A 16256-nucleotide genomic window follows, 5' to 3' on the forward strand; every position below is an offset into this window, starting at 1 on the left:
CTTGTCCTGTAGATGACGGCCCATGAGCATATATTCGATTGCGACGTCGGGACTTTCTGCGGCGAGTTTGCGCGTGAACGTGGCCGCGAGCAACATCGCCAATGTTCGCACGACCGGCCCGCTACCTGCGTCGGGCGGATCGGGCACATCGGCTGCTGCGGGCAGCTCGAGCATTGCTCCGACGTTTCCCGCGGCTTACGTGCCATTGCGGGTCGATCAGGTCGACCAATCGGGCGGGACGACGCCAGGTGGTACGATCGCGACCGTGTCGACAGTCTCGCCGAGCTATTCCGCGCAATCCGACCCAACCGCTCCCTTCGCGAACCAGGACGGCCTTGTCGCGGCGCCGAACGTCGATCTCGCCAGCGAATTCGCTGAATTGGCGACCGCAAAGTACAGCTTCATCGCCAACGCCAAGGTCATTCAAGCTTACTCCGAGACGGAAAAGTCGCTCCTCGACATAACGACGTGAAGGCGAGCCGCCGCCTGAATGGGCGGCGGGAACCTCACCGGGCTTTGATCCGCGTCAAAATCTCCCTCCCTCGTCAGGCCTAAATGGGACTAGAGTGCTGCCGGCGCAGGAGAAGGTCCCATGTCAACTTATGTCGTCAGGTTCATGAAGGACGTGCTCGGCCAGTACGGCCGGCAGAGCGAGATCTGCCAGAGCACGCTTGAGATCGACGCCGCCGACGAGGACGAAGCGAGGGAACGGGCGAAGGCGAGGTTTTGCCAGGACCAGGCGTTGCATCACTGGTCGCTGCATGCCGACCGCATTCAGGTCAGACCGGCTGACTTTCCCTCCTAAGGCTTAACGTCCGGGTGCCGTGAGTAATGGCGGCGCGGTGACGCCGGCGCCGAGCGAACGCTGCACCATGGCGGTATCCGACCAGCGGCCGTGCCGATAGGCGACACCGCAGAGCAGGCCGACCCGCGAAAATCCAAACTTCTCGTGCAATGCCAGCGAGGGCGCGTTGTCGGCATCGATATAACCGATTATCTGGCGGAAGCCGGCCGCCGCACAGGCGTCGATCAACTCCTGGAGTAGCAGCCGTCCGACGCCGCGGCTGAGATGCTCGTGGTGGACGTAAATCGAGTGCTTGGCCGTATAGCGATAGGCCGGGCGCTTGCGAAACAGCACTGCATAGGCATAGCCGACGACCTCGCCGCGATAGGTCGCGACCAGATGCGGCAGGCGGGTTTGCTTCAAGTTCTTGCGCCGGTCGCGCAGATCGTCGGGCTCCGGTGCACCAGTTCCCTCGACATCGCGTGGCACGCCATTGCGGACGTGATGGCGGTAGATCGCCAGCATCGCCTCGATGTCGCTCTCGCGTGACGACCGGACCAGGACCGGTTCGTCATCGGTGCGCGCAATCGCTGTTTCGGTCATCGGAGCTACTCGGCAACGACGTAGGTGTAGAGCCCGATGCGACCCTGTGCATCGACCTCTTTGTAGACGCCCTGGATTTCCACATCGAAGCCCGGGAACGTGTTGAAGCAGGTCTCGAACATCTTGAGATAGTCCACCATGGGCTTGGCCCGTTCTGTCAGCCGCTCGCCCGGCACGATGGTGGCGATCCCTGGTGGATAGACCACGAAGGGCGTGGTGGCGATGCGACCGGCGATCGCCTCAATCGGCAGATAGTCGACGTCGTTCTTGAACAGGAAGCGCGCGGCATCGCGCGGCGACATCGCGATCTCAGGCATGTGCTCGGGCATGAACTGGCGGGCCTGGAGTGCTCTGACATCGGCGGCGCGGAAGAAGCGGTGCATCTCGCCGCAGAGATCGCGCAGCCGCACGCCGGCATAGCGCGCCTGCCGCCGTTGATAGAATTCCGGGATGGCGTCGGCGAGCAGCGCATTGTCGTCATGCAGTCTCTTGAAGGCGACGAGACCCGAGATCAGCGTGCCGGCCTTGCTCGCCTCCACCCCCGGCGTGAGCAGGAAGAGCAGGGAGTTGAGGTCGTTCTTTTCGGGCACGATTCGGTTTTCGCGTAAGTATTGCGCGACGACCGGGGCAGGGATGCCGTGCTCGGCGTAGCTGCCGGTGGCACGGTCGAAACCGGGGGTGAGCAGCGTCAACTTGTTTGGATCCGTCATGGCAAAGCCCTCGGCCATGCCGGGGAAGCCGTGCCAGTTGCTGTCGGGCCCGAGCTGCCAGAGCGCCGGATGGGTCGCGAGCTCGTCGGTCGACAGCGTCTCCCAAGCGACATTGTGCGCGGCGCCGGGGCGGCTGACGTCGGGGATGGCGACGCGATCGGGAACGAAGGGCTCGAAGAACCAGCGGCGGTCGGAGTTCTGTTCCTTCTCCTCGAATTCCCGGCGCATCGCGCGGATTTTCTTGCGCAACTCGATGCCGAGCCGGATCGTGTCATCCCACAGCACTTCTCCAGAGCGGCCTTTCATCATCTGTGCGCCAACGTCGAGTGAGGCGAACAACGGATAGAAAGGAGAGGTCGAGGCATGCTGCATGAAGCTCTCGTTGAAGCGACGGTGCTCGACGCGTCGCTTCTGGCCGCGGATGTGGCGGTCCTTGATGTGGATTTGGGATGCCTGCGAGAAGCTCGCGAGTTGCTTGTGGGTGGACTGCGTCGCGATGATGCCCGGCGCTTCCGGCGGAAGATTGGCGAGCCCCATCGCGAAACGGCCGGCATAGAGCGGGTGGAACTTCATGAAGCCGGCCCAGGCCTCATCGAACAGGATGTACTCGCAGAGATGGCCGATGCGCTTCAGGATCATCTCGGCATTGTGGATCGTGCCGTCATAGGTGCACTGCTCGACCACGGCGACGCGGAACGGCCGCTCCTTGCGCCGGGCGTCCTTGTCGGTGACCAGCGGATGGTTACGGATCGCCTCGCGCAGGGCCTTTTCGTCGAGGACGTCCCAGCGCATCGGGCCGATCAGCCCCCAGGCATTGCGGATCGTCGGCACGTAGACCGGGATGCCGCCATTGATCATCAGCGCGCCATGATGGGCGGCCTTGTGGTTGTTGCGGTCGAACAGCACGAGGTCGCCATCGGTGACGAGCGCGCCGAGCGCGACCTTGTTCGAGGTCGAGGTGCCGTTCAGCACGAAATAGGTCTTTTCCGCGCCGAAGATCTGCGCGGCTTCCTTCTGCGCCTTCAGCGCCGGGCCCTCGTGGGTGAGGAGGTCGCCGAGATCGAGCACGGAATTGTCGAGGTCGTCGCGGAACACGGATTCGCCGAGATGCTCGACGAAGACCCGGCCGATCGGGCTGCGGTTGTAGAATACGCCGCCATTGTGACCCGGGCAGGTCCAGAGCTGATTACCTTCCTCGGCATAATCGACCAGCGCACCGAAGAACGGCGTCTTCAGCGTCTCGGCATATTGCTTGAGCCGGCTGATCAAATTCTTGGCGATGAAGGTCGGCGTTTCCTCGGACAGGAAGACATAGCCGTCGATGAAGTCGAGCACCTCGACGGGCAAATCCTCGAAGCGCTTGCGCCGGATCAGCAGGATGATCGGGAAGTCGAGACCCCGGCGCCGCATCAGATTGATCAGCGCGGAGGTCTTTCCCTCGAGCCCCTTCTTGCCCCAGTCCACCACCATGCAACCGATCGCCGCATCGGTCTGCACCGCGATTTCGGCGTCCTCCAGCTTGCGAGCCCGGACCACCTCGAAGCCGGAGCGCTGGATCTCCTCGATGATCTGGTTGAAGCGGACGCCCTCGAGGTCGTCGGCGTCGAACACAGGTGCGGCGAACAGGAAGTTGAAGCGCTTGAAATAATCCATGGCGTGTCCCGAATATGCAGAGACGGACAGGTCTCTGCACATTCGATGACAGTTCTATGACGGCACGTCGTGCCTGACGGAGCGCTCAGCTTGCGCTGGCGATGACCATCCGTTTCCGCCCGAAATTCGCCACCGCGGCCTCTGGGACACCAAAATTGTTGGCCAGCAGGTGCCGCGGCGCCTTGGCCAGCCAGTCGCCGAGGCTGCTTTCGTGATAGGCGCCGCTGTCGAGCACACCGATCACCTCGGCGTCCTCCTTGCCGATGTTCTGGATGGAATGTCCGCAATTGGCGGGAATGTAGGCGCATTCTCCGGCCGAGAGCTCTGCGACCGCGACCCGCTTGTCGAATGCGAACAGGGTCACGCGGGTGCGCCCCTTCAGCACGTAGTGCCACTCGTTGGCGTCGGTGTGCCAATGCGGCTCATGCATCGCGCCAGGTTTGAGCTTGAGCACCGTTCCGGTCATGGTGCTCGAAACCGGAAACTCCTTGGCGGAGGCGACGTAGAGCTGCCCGCCCGCCGTGCTTACGCGCGGTTTCTGCGCCATCAGCGCGAACCGGTGGGTGCGGTCGCGATCCAGCGCGCGAGCGACCTTTGCCTGTGGACCGTCGAGCGCAAGCACCTCGCCCTGCATGATGTAAGTTTCGGCTTTCGGGTTCGGGCTGAAGGTCTCCGTGGATACGCCCAACGCTTGCGATAAGGTCGGCGCGTCGTAGCGGCTCATCCAGTCGCTGATGCCGAACGTGCCGTGCTCGGAGTAGAGACCGTCGTCGAAGGCGAGGATGGCGTGGCAGGGCGCGGGCCCCAGCGTCTGGATGGCGTGGCTGTGGCCCTTCGGGAAGAACCAGAGATCGCCCGGACCGAGATTGACGACTTCAAGCTGGCCCTCGGGATCGACCACCGTCACCTGGCAATGGCCGTCGACGACATAGGCCCATTCGGCCGAATTATGCCAATGCATTTCCCGGGCGCCGCCGGCGTTGACGAAGAGATGCGCGCCGGCAATTCCGGTTGCGAGCGGGAGGGTGCGGGTCGTGACCTCGCGCGCCCAGCCGCCGGATGTGGCCTTGATAGGTCCCTTGTCGAGGGAAGTCGTGAACACCACGGGATCTCCGGACTTCCGCGGGATCGTCTTCAGGAACTCGGATGCGGGTGCAACGTCGTAGCCGGCGGCATGTCCGTCGGGCGCTGCGAGCGCAGACTTGGCGGCGCCGAGGACGCCGGCACTGAATGCAACGGATTGAATGAAGAGACGGCGGCTGGATTTGAACATCGAGAACCCCAAGAGCCAGAAGGTTGAATGAATTGGTTGCGTGAAACGGATCGCGGTCACGTCGCGGCCTATCAATTGGGTCTGATGAACAGGTCCAAAGTGCCTCAACCGTTCGGCTGAAAGGGCAGTTCAACTTTCTTTGATGGTGGAATGAAACCGCCGGTGAAGCGGTGTGCTTGACAGCTCGGCTCGCGGAGCCGCCGACTCGGCTACCGCTTCGCCTCGCCGAACACCACTGTCGGCACCGCGCGGTTGACCACTTCGCGCAGCGCGAAGCTTGATTGTACCCGCGCCACGCGCGGCAGCCGCGACAATTCGGTGCGATGGATGCGCTCAAAATCCTGGATGTCGCGGGCGAGCACGATCAGGATGTAGTCGTCGGTGCCCGACATCAGGAAGCAGCGCACGACGGAGGGGCACTTCACCACCTCCGCCTCGAACGCCTTCAGCGCCTCGTCGCTCTGGCTCTCCAGCGCAATGCGCACCAGCACCGTCGTGGTGAGGCCGAACTGCGCCAGATCGAGCGCGGCCTGGTAGGCCTGGATGTAGCCGTCATCCTCCAGCGCCTTTTGTCGCCTCGCCAGTGCCGTGCTGGAGAGGCCGACCTTGTTGGCGAGCTCGGTGTGGCTGGCGCGCGCATTGGTCGTGAGTTCCGCGAGAATGGCGAGATCTTTCCGGTCGAGGGCCAAGGTTTCGTTTCCAGCGTGAAAGGGCATTTCCGCGCCGGAAACCGGCGCGACGAGCGCGAAACTAGCGGATATTTGCACGAAACCAAACTGGCTGCGCCGCTACGATCACCCAAGTGAATCAAAAGGAGCCCAGGATGCGCGTCGGTGTGCCCAAGGAGATCAAGGTCCAGGAATATCGCGTCGGGCTCACCCCGGGCGCCGTCCGCGAATATGTTGCGGCCGGGCATCAGGTGATGGTCGAAACCGGCGCGGGCGACGGCATCGGCGCCTCGGACGAGGTATACGGGCGGGCAGGGGCCTCCATTGCGGCGAGCGCGCGCGACATCTTCGCCAAGTCCGACATGATTGTGAAGGTGAAGGAGCCGCAGAAGAGCGAATGGGCCCAGCTCCGCGAAAGCCAGATCCTATTTACTTACCTCCATCTTGCGCCGGATCCCGAACAGGCCAAGGGCCTGCTTGCGTCCGGCTGCACCGCGATTGCCTATGAAACCGTCACCGACGCGGCTGGCCACCTCCCCCTGCTTGCGCCGATGAGCGAAGTCGCCGGCCGCCTCGCCATCGAGGCCGCCGGCGCCGCGCTCAAGAGGTCTGCTGGTGGTCGCGGACTGTTGCTGGGCGGTGTTCCAGGCGTGCAGCCGGCACGCGTTGTCGTGCTCGGCGGCGGCGTCGTGGGAACGCAGGCCGCGCGCATGGCCGCGGGCCTTGGCGCCGAGGTTACCGTGATCGACCGCTCGCTTCCGCGCCTGCGCGAACTCGACGATCTCTTCGTCGGACGCATTCGCACGCGCTTCTCGACCATCGAGTCGGTCGAGGAGGAGGTGTTTGCCGCTGACGTCGTGATCGGCGCGGTTCTGGTGCCCGGCGCCAGCGCACCGAAGCTCGTCACGCGCGCGATGCTCAAATCGATGCGGCCGGGAGCCGTGCTGGTCGACGTCGCGATCGACCAGGGCGGCTGCTTTGAGACCTCGCATGCGACGACGCATGCGGAGCCGACCTATGAGATCGATCGTGTCGTGCATTATTGCGTGGCCAACATGCCCGGCGCGGTGCCGGTGACATCCAGCGAGGCGCTGAACAATGCGACGCTGCCATTCGGCCTGATGCTCGCCAACAAGGGCTTTGCCGCAGTGCTGGAGAATCCACATCTGCGCAACGGGCTGAACGTCCATCGCGGCCGCATCACCAACAAGGCGGTGGCCGAGAGCCTCGGACTGGAATTCGCGCCGGTCGAGAGCGGGTTGGCGGCGTAGAATCGTCAGCCCTACGCTTTCGTCAGCCTGTACTGTCGCAGATCCGGATCGTGCGTCATGCGCCAATAGTCCACGAACCGCCACGGCATCGCTGAAAACACGCGGCCGCTGGCGTTGCGGTAGTAGGTGCTCATGCCCGGATGGGTCCAGATCATCGCCTCGTGCTCGGCGTCGACCTTGCGGACGTAATCGTCGAGCACCTCGCGGCGGACGTCGATGGCGGCGACGTCGTGCTCGATCATGCTGACGAGGCAAGCGGAGATGTAGCGGCTCTGGCATTCCGATTGGAAGATGACGCTGCCGCCATGCGCCGGGCCGGAATTCGGCCCGAGCATACAGAAGAAGTTGGGAAAATCGGGCACAGTGAGGCCGAGGAACGCGGTAGGATTATCGTTGGCCCAGGCCGCGCGCAAATTCTTGCCGTCGCGTCCGCTGATGTTGAGGCGGGCGGCCATCTCCGTGACCTTGAAACCGGTCGCGACCACGATGACGTCCGCGAGGCGGTGCTTGCCGTCGGTGGTGACGATGCCGCTCTGGTCAAAATGGTCGATCGCCTCGGTGACGAGCTCGACGTTGTCGCGCGTCAGCGTCTTGAACCAGTTGTTGTCGAGCAGGATGCGCTTGCCATAAGGCGGATAAGTCGGCACGCATTTTTCGATCAGGTCGGGCCGGTCCTTCAACTCGGTGAGGATGAAGTCGGTCAGCTCCTGGCGATGCCGGTCATTGCCCTTGTTGACGGCGCGCTCGGGATGCGGCCAGGCCGGGTCCTTGCGCAGGAAAGGAAGTAGTCCGTCGCCATAACGCCAGAACATGTTGAAGCGATACCACTGCACATAGAACGGCAAATGTGCGAGCAGCCAGCGCGCGCCCTCGCTGATCGGATCCGCATAGCCCTGCACCGGCCGCGCCCATTGCGCGCTACGCTGATAGACCGTGACGGAGGCAACGCGACCGGCGATTGCCGGTACCAGCTGCATCGACGTCGCACCGGTGCCGATCACGGCGACGTGCTTGCCGTCGAACTTGATGTCGTCTGACCACAAGGCCGAATGCAGAATCGTGCCTTTGAAGTCTTCTTCACCCTTGAAGTGTGCGCGTGAGGGGTCATTGAGCTGGCCGATGGCCGACACCAGCGCGGTGGATTCGAAGATCTCTTCGCCCGCCTGCGTCTTCAGCGTGGAGATCCAGCGCCGCTTGCCCTCGTCCCAGCGCGATGACATGAGTTCGGTGTCGACACGCAAATGCTTGCGAATACCGTGTTCGTCGGCAACTTTCAGGAGATATCCGAGCAGCTCCTCGCGTTGGCAGAAATAGCGCGTCCACGCGTTGCCGGAGCCGAACGAGTACGAATAGGAATGGTTCGGCGTGTCGACCCCGCAGCCGGGATAGCGGTTGATCCACCAGGTGCCGCCGAGCTCGGCGTTCTTCTCGACGATCGTGTAGGGGATGCCGAGGTGACCGAGCGCGACGGCAAGCGCGATGGCGCAGACGCCGGCGCCGACAATGAGTACGTGTTGCTCAGCGAGCTTGTCGTCCGCAGGACGCACTGTCCAGCGCACCTCGCGCGACACAAAGCCCATCTCCTCGCGCATCAGCGGCGCATATTCCGGCGCGACGTTCTCGCCAAGGCAGGCTCGCATCATCTTGAGGAGCAGCTCTTCGCCGGGATCGGTGATGACTGGTTTGGGCGTGCCGTCGGCAAACAGCTTGACGACCGCGGCCCGGATCTCGTCCTGGATACCGCGGGGCACACCGGCTTCGGGATCGGGGATGAGGCGAATGTCGCGCTTGGGCAGGTAGGGCGGTTCGAGCCAGCGCGCGTCGCCGGTCATGTGCACCAGCACCATGAGCAGGCAGCGGATGTCGGCCTCCGCAATCGCGGAGGCAAGGTCGAGCCGCTGGTGGGGAGATGCGATGTTCATCGTCTTCTTCTGATCTCCGGCAATCCCATGCGTTCGATCTTCGAGGGAGCGAACGGAGGCCTTGCGGCATGGCACGGTAGTCGAGGAGCCCTGGATCGTCTACGCGGCCGGCATACGGCCGCCCTCCGGTGCCCGAATAGGGCGGAAGAAGAAAACTATTGCCCCGGGACCGTCCCACGGAAGGAGTTTCCCCTCCGGAGGGCAAAAACGCCAATCGCTTCCATTGCCGTTTGGGTCCGAAACGACGACATTCCATCCACAATTTGATGGAATTGACGGCCATGGAACGCACTGGATTTGAGCCCTTCGGCGAGCAGCTGGTGTCCGCAACGGACACCCAGCCGACGTCGCGTGCCTCAAAGCTCCTGCTGCGGGCCGGCACCATGCTATTCTGGTCGCTGGTCGCAGGTATCGTGCTCGCGCGCGCGGCGTTCTTCGAGCCGGGCGTCTATGACGGCTTCAGCCGCGTCGCTTCGCTCGCCAAAAGCCTGATCTTCTGAGGCCGATTATTCCGGACCGAGGACAGAACTTCCCTCGGCCCTGATATGCCGAAAACTTATTCCCCAATCGGATCGTCGTGCGTATAAATCTTTCTCCTCTGGGAGAGATTTGTGTCGCAGAATCAAGCATCCAGCCCGGCCGACGCCAAGCCCACCACTGCCGTTAGCCGCGTCCTTGCGCTGATTCCCGGCATTCTCCTTTGCGTCCTCGTTGCCGGCGTCTCAGCCCTGCTCGAGCGGGCGGAACTCGGCGTTTTCGAGCATCCCTATGTCGAGGCACTGGTGATGGCGATCCTGCTGGGCATGGCGCTGCGCAGCTTCTGGAAACCGGCGCCCCGCTGGCAGGCTGGCATCGCCTTCAGCGCCAAGCAACTCCTCGAGGTCGCGGTCATGCTGCTCGGGGCCTCTATCAGCTTTGCCGCCATCGCAGCCTCGGGCATCGCACTGCTGGCCTCGATCGCCGCTGTGGTCGTGGTGGCCCTTTGCGTCTCCTTCGGTCTCAGCCGGATGCTCGGATTATCGACCCGGCTCTCGATCCTGATCGCCTGCGGCAACTCCATCTGCGGCAATTCCGCGATCGCGGCGGTCGCGCCGATCATCGGCGCCAACAGCGACGAGATCGCATCCTCGATCTCGTTTACGGCGATCCTCGGCGTGATGATGGTGCTGGGCCTGCCGCTGCTGATCCCGCTGTTGCAACTGTCGGCCACGCAATACGGCATCCTCGCAGGCCTCACCGTCTATGCGGTGCCGCAGGTGCTGGCGGCGACGGTGCCGGCGGGCCTGATCTCCACGCAGATCGGCACGCTGGTCAAGCTGATGCGCGTGCTGATGCTGGGGCCCGTGGTCGTCGGCCTCTCCCTGGTCGCCTCGCGCTGGCAGACCGGTGGCAAGAAGACCAATGTCGGCTTCTTCCGCCTGGTGCCGTGGTTCATCCTCGGCTTCCTCGCGCTGGCGACGTTGCGTTCGCTGGAGATCGTGCCGGGCACGGTGGTGGGGCCCGTGACGAAGATCACGAGCTTCCTCACGGTGGTGTCGATGGCCGCGCTCGGCCTCGGTGTCGACGTGCGCGTGCTAGCCAATGTTGGCGGCCGGGTGACGGCGGCGGTGACGCTGTCGCTGATGCTTCTGCTGGGGATCAGCATCGCGCTGGTGCACTGGTTCAAGTAAGGGACGCGAAGCGGCCGTAAGGGGCAAAGGCGCGAAAGCGCCGTGCCCACCAGTTCGGCTTGTAGTTAAGGTGGTGGGCACGCTTCCGCCTTCGCTCTTCGAGCTACGGCGGACAAGTCGCTTTGCCCACCCTGCGAGACCGTCATCAGCGTGAGCGAGACGGCTAGATCAGATCACATCCGCCAGCGAATGGCCGTGCAACTCGATGTTCAGCCCCTGCATGCCCATGTCGTTGATCTCGCCGCCCATCGCCTTCAGGCTTTCCTCGCGGATCAGCGACATCAGCCCGCGGCGCAGCGCCAGAAACTCCGACGACATCATCATCGCTTGCTGCCGTGGCCGTTCCAGCGGGATCGGGATCTCCGCCTTGATCGAGCCGGGACGCGCGGTCATGCAGTAGACCCGATCGGAGAGGAAGATCGCCTCGTCAATGTCATGGGTGACGAACAGCACCGAGATTTTCAGCCGTTGCCACATGTTGGTGAGGATCTGCTGCATGATGACGCGGGTCTGTGCGTCGAGCGCGCCGAACGGCTCGTCGAGTAGCAGTACCTTCGGCCCGGTCGCGAGCGCGCGGACGATGCCGACACGCTGCTTCATGCCGCCCGAGAGCTTTTCCGGATAATGCTTTTCGAATGCCTCCAGGCCAGCGAGGCCGAGCAGCGTACGCGCGGCGCGCTCGCGCTGCGAGCGCGGCATGCCGCGCATCTTCAGGCCGAACTCGACGTTCTCCCGCACCGTCTTCCAGGGAAACAGCGAATATTGCTGGAACACCATGCCGCGCTCGGCGCTCGGGCCGCTCACGCGCTCGCCGTCGACGGTGCTGATGCCCGTGGTGGGTTTCAGGAAGCCCGCGACCGCGTTGAGCAGCGTCGACTTTCCGCAGCCGGACGGGCCGACGATCGAGACGAACTCTCCGGGCTTGACGTGGATCTGCGTGTCGGTGACGGCCTGAACCGGCCCCTCGATGCTGTCATAGCTCAGCGAGAAATTGCTGACCTCGATATGGCCTTTCGGCTCGCTCGCCAGACTTTCACTCATCTCGTCGACCTCCACGGCATTACCAGATGTCCCGCACCCCTGATCAGCAGGCTCGATCCGAGACCGAGGACGCCGATCGCGATCATGCCGAGCGCGATGTCGGCATACTGGACCAGCGAATAGGCTTCCCAGGTGAAGTAGCCGATGCCGTATTGGCCTGAGATCATTTCGGCCGCAATCAGCGACACCCAGGCGACGCCCATGCCGATGGTGAGGCCGGTGAAGATATGCGGCAGCGAGGCCGGAAAATACACTTCGCGGAAGATCGAGCGCTCGCGTGCGCCGAGGCATTGCGCGGCACGCACCAGCACGGGATCGACCAGCGACATGCCGTGCAGCGTATTGACCAGGATCGGGAAGAATGAGCCGAGGAAGGTAATGAAGACGATGCTCTGCTCGTTGGTTGGCCACAGCATGATCGCCATCGGCACCCAGGCGATCGCCGGAATCGGCCGCAGTACCTCCGCGACCGGGAAGATGATCTCGTGCACCAGCTTGAAGCGGCCCATGATCAGGCCGAGCGGCACGCCGACGATCGCGGCAAGCGAGAAGCCGATGAAGATGCGCCGGCAGCTCAGCACAATGTGCATCAGGAACTTGGGATCATGAATCGCCTTGGTGAAGCTCGCATAGACCGCAAGCGGCGAGGGCACGTTGGTGAAGCGCACGAAGAATACGACGCGGTAGCTCGTGAGCAGGTGCCAGACCAGCAGGAAGGCGAGCAGCGAGATGATGCCGATCGCAGTCGCGCGCAACCGGCCCTGGTTCAGGCGATACCAGCGCAGCGCGAGCGTTCCGAAGGAGGGTGGTGTTGCTGGCGGCGTGGCGGCGGGCACCGGGCCCGCTTCTGCAATTGCCGGCATGCTGTCCTCGGGATGTCTGAGGATGGCGGGACTGCTCACGTTTTGCCTCCGTTGACCGCCGCCTTCACCGCGTCGTCGAATCCGAGCACCTTGCCGCTGATCTTGGCGGCATAGGCCTCCGCGTCCTTCTTCAGCAGGAACGGTGCGACGTCGCCATTGCCGACCGCGAAGAAGGCCTGGTCGGCGAACAGCTTGATGCCGCGCGTGGTGTCGAAGACATAGGCGACGTTGATCTTCCTGCCCTTGGCCTTGAAGTCGGCGTAGGCGCCGAGGGTGCAGGCGGCCGACGAGAACGGCATGATGCCGGCATCATCGACCCAGACCTCGCCGGCCTTGCGCGGCTCGGTGATCGGCTTCTTGCAGAAGGCGTCTTCGCCCGAGATCTCGTAGTTCTTCGTGCTCGCAAGCTGCGCGTCATAGTCGAGCTTCATCTCGGCGTAGGCCTTGCGGATGTAGCTGTCGTCGACCCATTTCTTCGGATCGAACTCCTTCATGCGACCAAGATTTTGCAGCACCTTGACGTCGGCGGTGGCGGCATCGATCAGCGCCTGCTTGACGGTTGGATCGGTGGTCATGTTGCCGCTCGGGCCGAGGAAGATGTAGACGACCTCCTTGTTGATGCCGGTCCATTCCTGGATTTTCTCGGCCGCAAGCTTGGGATCGTCGCGCAGCCACTGGTTGGCGGCGATCAGCGCCTTCATGTAGGCGATGACAACCTCAGGATATTTCTCGGCGAAGTCGGTACGGACGACGATGCCGTGGAAAGTCGGTAGACCGGTTTCGACGCCGTCGAAGATCTTTCGAGCGAAGCCGCGGAAGGGCAGCAACTCGGCAAAGGGGACGAAGTCGGCGTGCGCGTCGATCTTTTTCTCCTGAAGATTGGTCGAGCCGACCTCAGGGCTCTGGCTGACGAGCTGGAAGAAATCGGATGCGTAGCCGCGGTCCTGCATCGCCTTCAGCACCATGCCGTGCGCGGCTGAGCCGAATGGCACGCTGACGAGTTTGCCCTTGAGATCGGCCAGATCGTAATAGGGTGAATCCTTATGGACGACGATGCCGTTGCCAGAGCCGGACAGGCTGTAGGCGGCGATGCCGATCAGCCGGCTCTTGCTTTCGGGATTGCTGTCGAAGGTGAAGCCGTTCACGATCAGCGGGTAGTCGCCCATCATGCCGATCTGCAGCTTGTTCGCCATCATCGCGTTGGTGACGGGCGGGCCGGACGTGAAATTCTGCCACTCCAGCTCGAACTTGATGTTGGAATATTTGCCATCCTTTGGCAGGTATTTTTCGAGCAGATGCAACTGGCGGATGACGACGCCCGCGGTCACCGTGTTGGTCGTGGTGTCCTGCGTTCCGATGCCGAGCGTGACGGTTTCCGCCCAGGCTGGCTGCGCGAGGCTTAGCGCCAGTGACGTCACCGACATCGCGATGGAGAGCGTGGAAAGATGGCGGACCATTCTCATCCTCATTCGGTTGGATGTGCTGTGGTTGCCATGATTGGTGGAGGGCCCGGACAGGGCAAATCCGGAATGAGCGCCGCAGTCGATTAGTTGCCGGGAAAAGCTGATTGCATACTCCTTGGGCAGTCCTGCACTATAAAGCCGCTTGCCTGTGCACCGGCCTTACACGCAAATTCTCTCAGTCAGACGCGTGGCCACGCATCTCCTCCAGCACGTCGCTCCGGCAGACCACGATCTGCGAGCGCTTGGTCAGGACGATTCCCTTTTCCTGCATCCGCTTCAGGCTGATCGTGACCCATTGCCTGGTAGCGCCGACCATGTGGGCGATGTCGGCATGGGTGAAGGCTGCGGCAATCACGCGCCCGTCGGCGTCCTCGACGCCGTAGAGTTCGACGAGATGCAGGAGCAGATGCGCGAGGCGCTGCGTGATCGAGCGTGTTCCCAGCATTTGCGCCAGCGCCGAATAGCATTTGCCCTTGAAGGTGAGGCCTTCAATGAGGCCGATCGCGAGGTTCGGGATCTCTGCGGCAAGCGACCGCAATTCCTTTCCGGGCAGGTGCACGACGCTGCAGTTGCTGGATGCTACACCGGACCATTGATGCACGGTGCCTTCGAACACTTCCGGTCCGCCGACGAAATTGCCGACATGCCAATAGGCCAGGGTGATCTCACGCCCGAGTGGCGAGGTGTAAAACACGCGGATGCGGCCGCTCTCGATCAGCCAGATGCCGTCATGCTTGCCGCCCTGGCTGAACAGCGTCTGGCCGCGGTTAAGCACTTTTCGCCGGCCCTGCTTCAGCACCAGCTCCCGCTCGCGCGGTGAAAGCTTATCCATCAACGGCGGTGGGCCGCCGATCCATTGCTGGTTCTCGGTGAGAAGCAGCGAGGAGCCGCCCGCAGGCCGCACTGCCGGGGGAACAGTCCCGCGAACCGCACTCGCCGCCTGCAACATCGTCTGCCTCCGGAACGTTCAAATCGTTCTAAAGAGGAGCAATGTCCGTGCCAGATGGGTAGGCAAGCGGGCGCTTTACCGTCCCGCCAAGCTCAACAAATACGGTTTCGGATAAATCCCCCTGTTATGCCCGTCCGAAAACGAGATGTTCAGCCCATAGCCGAGATCGCCGATCTCGGTGATGGCGATGCCCGGAAACCGTTCGGGAAAGCGGTCGTCGAAGCGGGCGCGGGTGCAGTGGGCGCATTTGCAGGAGAGGCGGAGTGTTTCCGCAGGGACGCTGAGCGCGTCGCCATCCGTGGTGCGGATGCGGAGCGTCGCGAGATCGGCGCTGGCTTCGCAAGCGGTCACGGTCGGTATCACCAAGGTCATGGTCATGACGAACCTCCAGCTCCTTTCTAGGTCGGCGCCGACGGGCGCGGATAGCAACTAATTGCCAGCGCGGGCGTGCAGCCGACGTGGCGATGTGCCTGCTCGTCAATCACAGCCCGCGAAATGTGAAACTAATCGACCGGGAATGTCACTTCCGCGTTGCCGGACTCTGCTCTCTCCGAAACCTTGTGCGCCATCGAGGGCCAAGGAGAGACCATGAGCGCATTTCAGAAGGAAACGGTTTTGTCGGTCAGGCACTGGACCGACTGCCTGTTCAGCTTCACCGCGACGCGCGATCCGGGCTTCCGCTTCCAGAATGGTCAATTCGCCATGATCGGGCTCGAGGTCGAAGGCAAGCCGCTGATGCGGGCCTACAGCATGGCGAGCGCCAATCATGAGGAAGCGCTCGAATTCTTCTCGATCAAGGTGCAGGACGGCCCGCTGACCTCGCGGCTGCAGACGATCAGGGAAGGCGACATCATTCTGGTCGGCCGCAAGGCGACGGGCACGCTGATCACCGGCAACCTCATCCCGGGCAAGCGCCTGCTGCTGCTCTCGACTGGCACGGGCCTCGCGCCGTTCGCAAGCCTGATCAAGGATCCCGACGTCTACGAGAATTACGAGACCATCGTGCTCGCCCATGGCTGCCGCCAGGTCTCGGAGCTCGCCTATGGCGAGCACGTCGTCGACGGCCTGCGCAATCACGAACTCTTCGGCCCGCTGATCCGCGACAAACTCATCTACTATCCGACCGTCACCCGCGAGCCATTCCGGAATCGCGGCCGCATCACCGATCTGATCGCGTCCAACCAGCTGTTCGACGACATCGGGCAATCGAGCCTCGATATCGAGACCGACCGCATCATGCTGTGCGGCAGCCCGGCGATGCTGGAGGAGCTGCACGCGATGTTCCGCGCGCGCGGCTTCATCGAGGGTAACCATAGCCAGCCCGGCCATTTCGTCATCGAAAAGGCCTTCGTCGAGCGCTGAGGCGCAAATCGCGTTCCGGCGACA

At 63.1% G+C, this 16256-nt stretch carries 16 protein-coding genes; 6 read left to right on the forward strand and 10 right to left on the reverse strand.

Going from position 1 to position 16256, the window contains the following annotated elements:
• Window positions 1-22: 22 nt before the first annotated feature.
• The gene (locus tag JQ587_RS23555; RefSeq protein WP_212300476.1) at window positions 23-472 is read left to right on the forward strand and encodes a flagellar basal body rod protein FlgC; all 450 of its coding nucleotides are present in this window, start codon (window positions 23-25) and stop codon (window positions 470-472) included.
• Between the two features lie 120 nt (window positions 473-592).
• Window positions 593-805, forward strand: a complete 213-nt coding sequence (locus tag JQ587_RS23560) for a hypothetical protein (protein WP_212300477.1) — start codon at window positions 593-595, stop codon at window positions 803-805.
• Between the two features lie 3 nt (window positions 806-808).
• Here the strand turns inward: JQ587_RS23560 and JQ587_RS23565 are convergent, their stop codons facing one another.
• The 4 genes from JQ587_RS23565 to JQ587_RS23580 all read right to left on the reverse strand — a co-directional run bounded on the left by JQ587_RS23565 (window position 809) and on the right by JQ587_RS23580 (window position 5712).
• Complete coding sequence (locus JQ587_RS23565; protein WP_212300478.1) at window positions 809-1387, reverse strand: GNAT family N-acetyltransferase; 579 nt, start codon at window positions 1385-1387, stop codon at window positions 809-811.
• A 5-nt stretch (window positions 1388-1392) separates the two neighbouring features.
• Window positions 1393-3750, reverse strand: a complete 2358-nt coding sequence (locus tag JQ587_RS23570; RefSeq protein WP_212426861.1) for an Orn/Lys/Arg family decarboxylase — start codon at window positions 3748-3750, stop codon at window positions 1393-1395.
• A gap of 85 nt (window positions 3751-3835) precedes the next feature.
• Complete coding sequence (locus JQ587_RS23575; RefSeq protein ID WP_212300480.1) at window positions 3836-5023, reverse strand: cupin domain-containing protein; 1188 nt, start codon at window positions 5021-5023, stop codon at window positions 3836-3838.
• A gap of 209 nt (window positions 5024-5232) precedes the next feature.
• Window positions 5233-5712, reverse strand: coding sequence for an Lrp/AsnC family transcriptional regulator (locus tag JQ587_RS23580; RefSeq protein ID WP_212300481.1), 480 nt, complete (start codon window positions 5710-5712; stop codon window positions 5233-5235).
• A 134-nt stretch (window positions 5713-5846) separates the two neighbouring features.
• On the opposite strand from JQ587_RS23580, the gene ald reads away from it, so the two are divergent.
• On the forward strand, window positions 5847-6962 hold the full coding sequence (gene ald, locus JQ587_RS23585) for an alanine dehydrogenase (protein ID WP_212300482.1): 1116 nt from the start codon (window positions 5847-5849) through the stop codon (window positions 6960-6962).
• Window positions 6963-6973: 11 nt separating this feature from the next.
• Here the strand turns inward: ald and JQ587_RS23590 are convergent, their stop codons facing one another.
• A complete protein-coding gene (locus JQ587_RS23590) occupies window positions 6974-8884 on the reverse strand; it encodes a flavin-containing monooxygenase (RefSeq protein WP_212426862.1) in 1911 nt (636 codons plus the stop codon).
• A gap of 281 nt (window positions 8885-9165) precedes the next feature.
• Between JQ587_RS23590 and JQ587_RS23595 the strand changes: the two genes are divergently transcribed.
• Together JQ587_RS23595 and JQ587_RS23600 are read left to right on the forward strand one after the other, a co-directional pair.
• A complete protein-coding gene (locus tag JQ587_RS23595) occupies window positions 9166-9384 on the forward strand; it encodes a hypothetical protein (RefSeq protein WP_212300484.1) in 219 nt (72 codons plus the stop codon).
• 111 nt (window positions 9385-9495) lie between these two features.
• The gene (locus JQ587_RS23600) at window positions 9496-10554 is read left to right on the forward strand and encodes a YeiH family protein (RefSeq protein WP_212426863.1); all 1059 of its coding nucleotides are present in this window, start codon (window positions 9496-9498) and stop codon (window positions 10552-10554) included.
• A 168-nt stretch (window positions 10555-10722) separates the two neighbouring features.
• On the opposite strand, the gene JQ587_RS23605 is transcribed toward JQ587_RS23600, so the two are convergent.
• The 5 genes from JQ587_RS23605 to JQ587_RS23625 all read right to left on the reverse strand — a co-directional run bounded on the left by JQ587_RS23605 (window position 10723) and on the right by JQ587_RS23625 (window position 15242).
• The gene (locus tag JQ587_RS23605; RefSeq protein WP_212426864.1) at window positions 10723-11595 is read right to left on the reverse strand and encodes an ABC transporter ATP-binding protein; all 873 of its coding nucleotides are present in this window, start codon (window positions 11593-11595) and stop codon (window positions 10723-10725) included.
• Window positions 11592-12497 carry an ABC transporter permease gene (locus tag JQ587_RS23610; protein ID WP_212426865.1) on the reverse strand — a complete coding sequence of 302 codons (906 nt, stop codon included), beginning with the start codon at window positions 12495-12497 and terminating at the stop codon, window positions 11592-11594. The genes JQ587_RS23605 and JQ587_RS23610 overlap by 4 nt, the downstream gene beginning before the upstream one ends.
• Window positions 12494-13915, reverse strand: a complete 1422-nt coding sequence (locus JQ587_RS23615; protein ID WP_212426866.1) for an ABC transporter substrate-binding protein — start codon at window positions 13913-13915, stop codon at window positions 12494-12496. Before JQ587_RS23615 ends, JQ587_RS23610 begins: the two co-directional genes overlap by 4 nt.
• Window positions 13916-14096: 181 nt before the next feature.
• Entirely contained in the window at window positions 14097-14870 is a 774-nt protein-coding gene (locus tag JQ587_RS23620; RefSeq protein ID WP_212300489.1) for a Crp/Fnr family transcriptional regulator, read from the reverse strand.
• A gap of 75 nt (window positions 14871-14945) precedes the next feature.
• Complete coding sequence (locus JQ587_RS23625; protein WP_212300719.1) at window positions 14946-15242, reverse strand: DUF971 domain-containing protein; 297 nt, start codon at window positions 15240-15242, stop codon at window positions 14946-14948.
• 216 nt (window positions 15243-15458) lie between these two features.
• On the opposite strand from JQ587_RS23625, the gene JQ587_RS23630 reads away from it, so the two are divergent.
• Window positions 15459-16232: a ferredoxin--NADP reductase gene (locus JQ587_RS23630; RefSeq protein WP_212426867.1), complete on the forward strand. Its 774-nt coding sequence runs from the start codon at window positions 15459-15461 to the stop codon at window positions 16230-16232.
• Window positions 16233-16256 lie beyond the last annotated feature (24 nt).

Origin of the sequence: Bradyrhizobium manausense, from assembly GCF_018130615.1 — a bacterium.
GTDB classification, from domain to species: domain Bacteria; phylum Pseudomonadota; class Alphaproteobacteria; order Rhizobiales; family Xanthobacteraceae; genus Bradyrhizobium; species Bradyrhizobium manausense_A.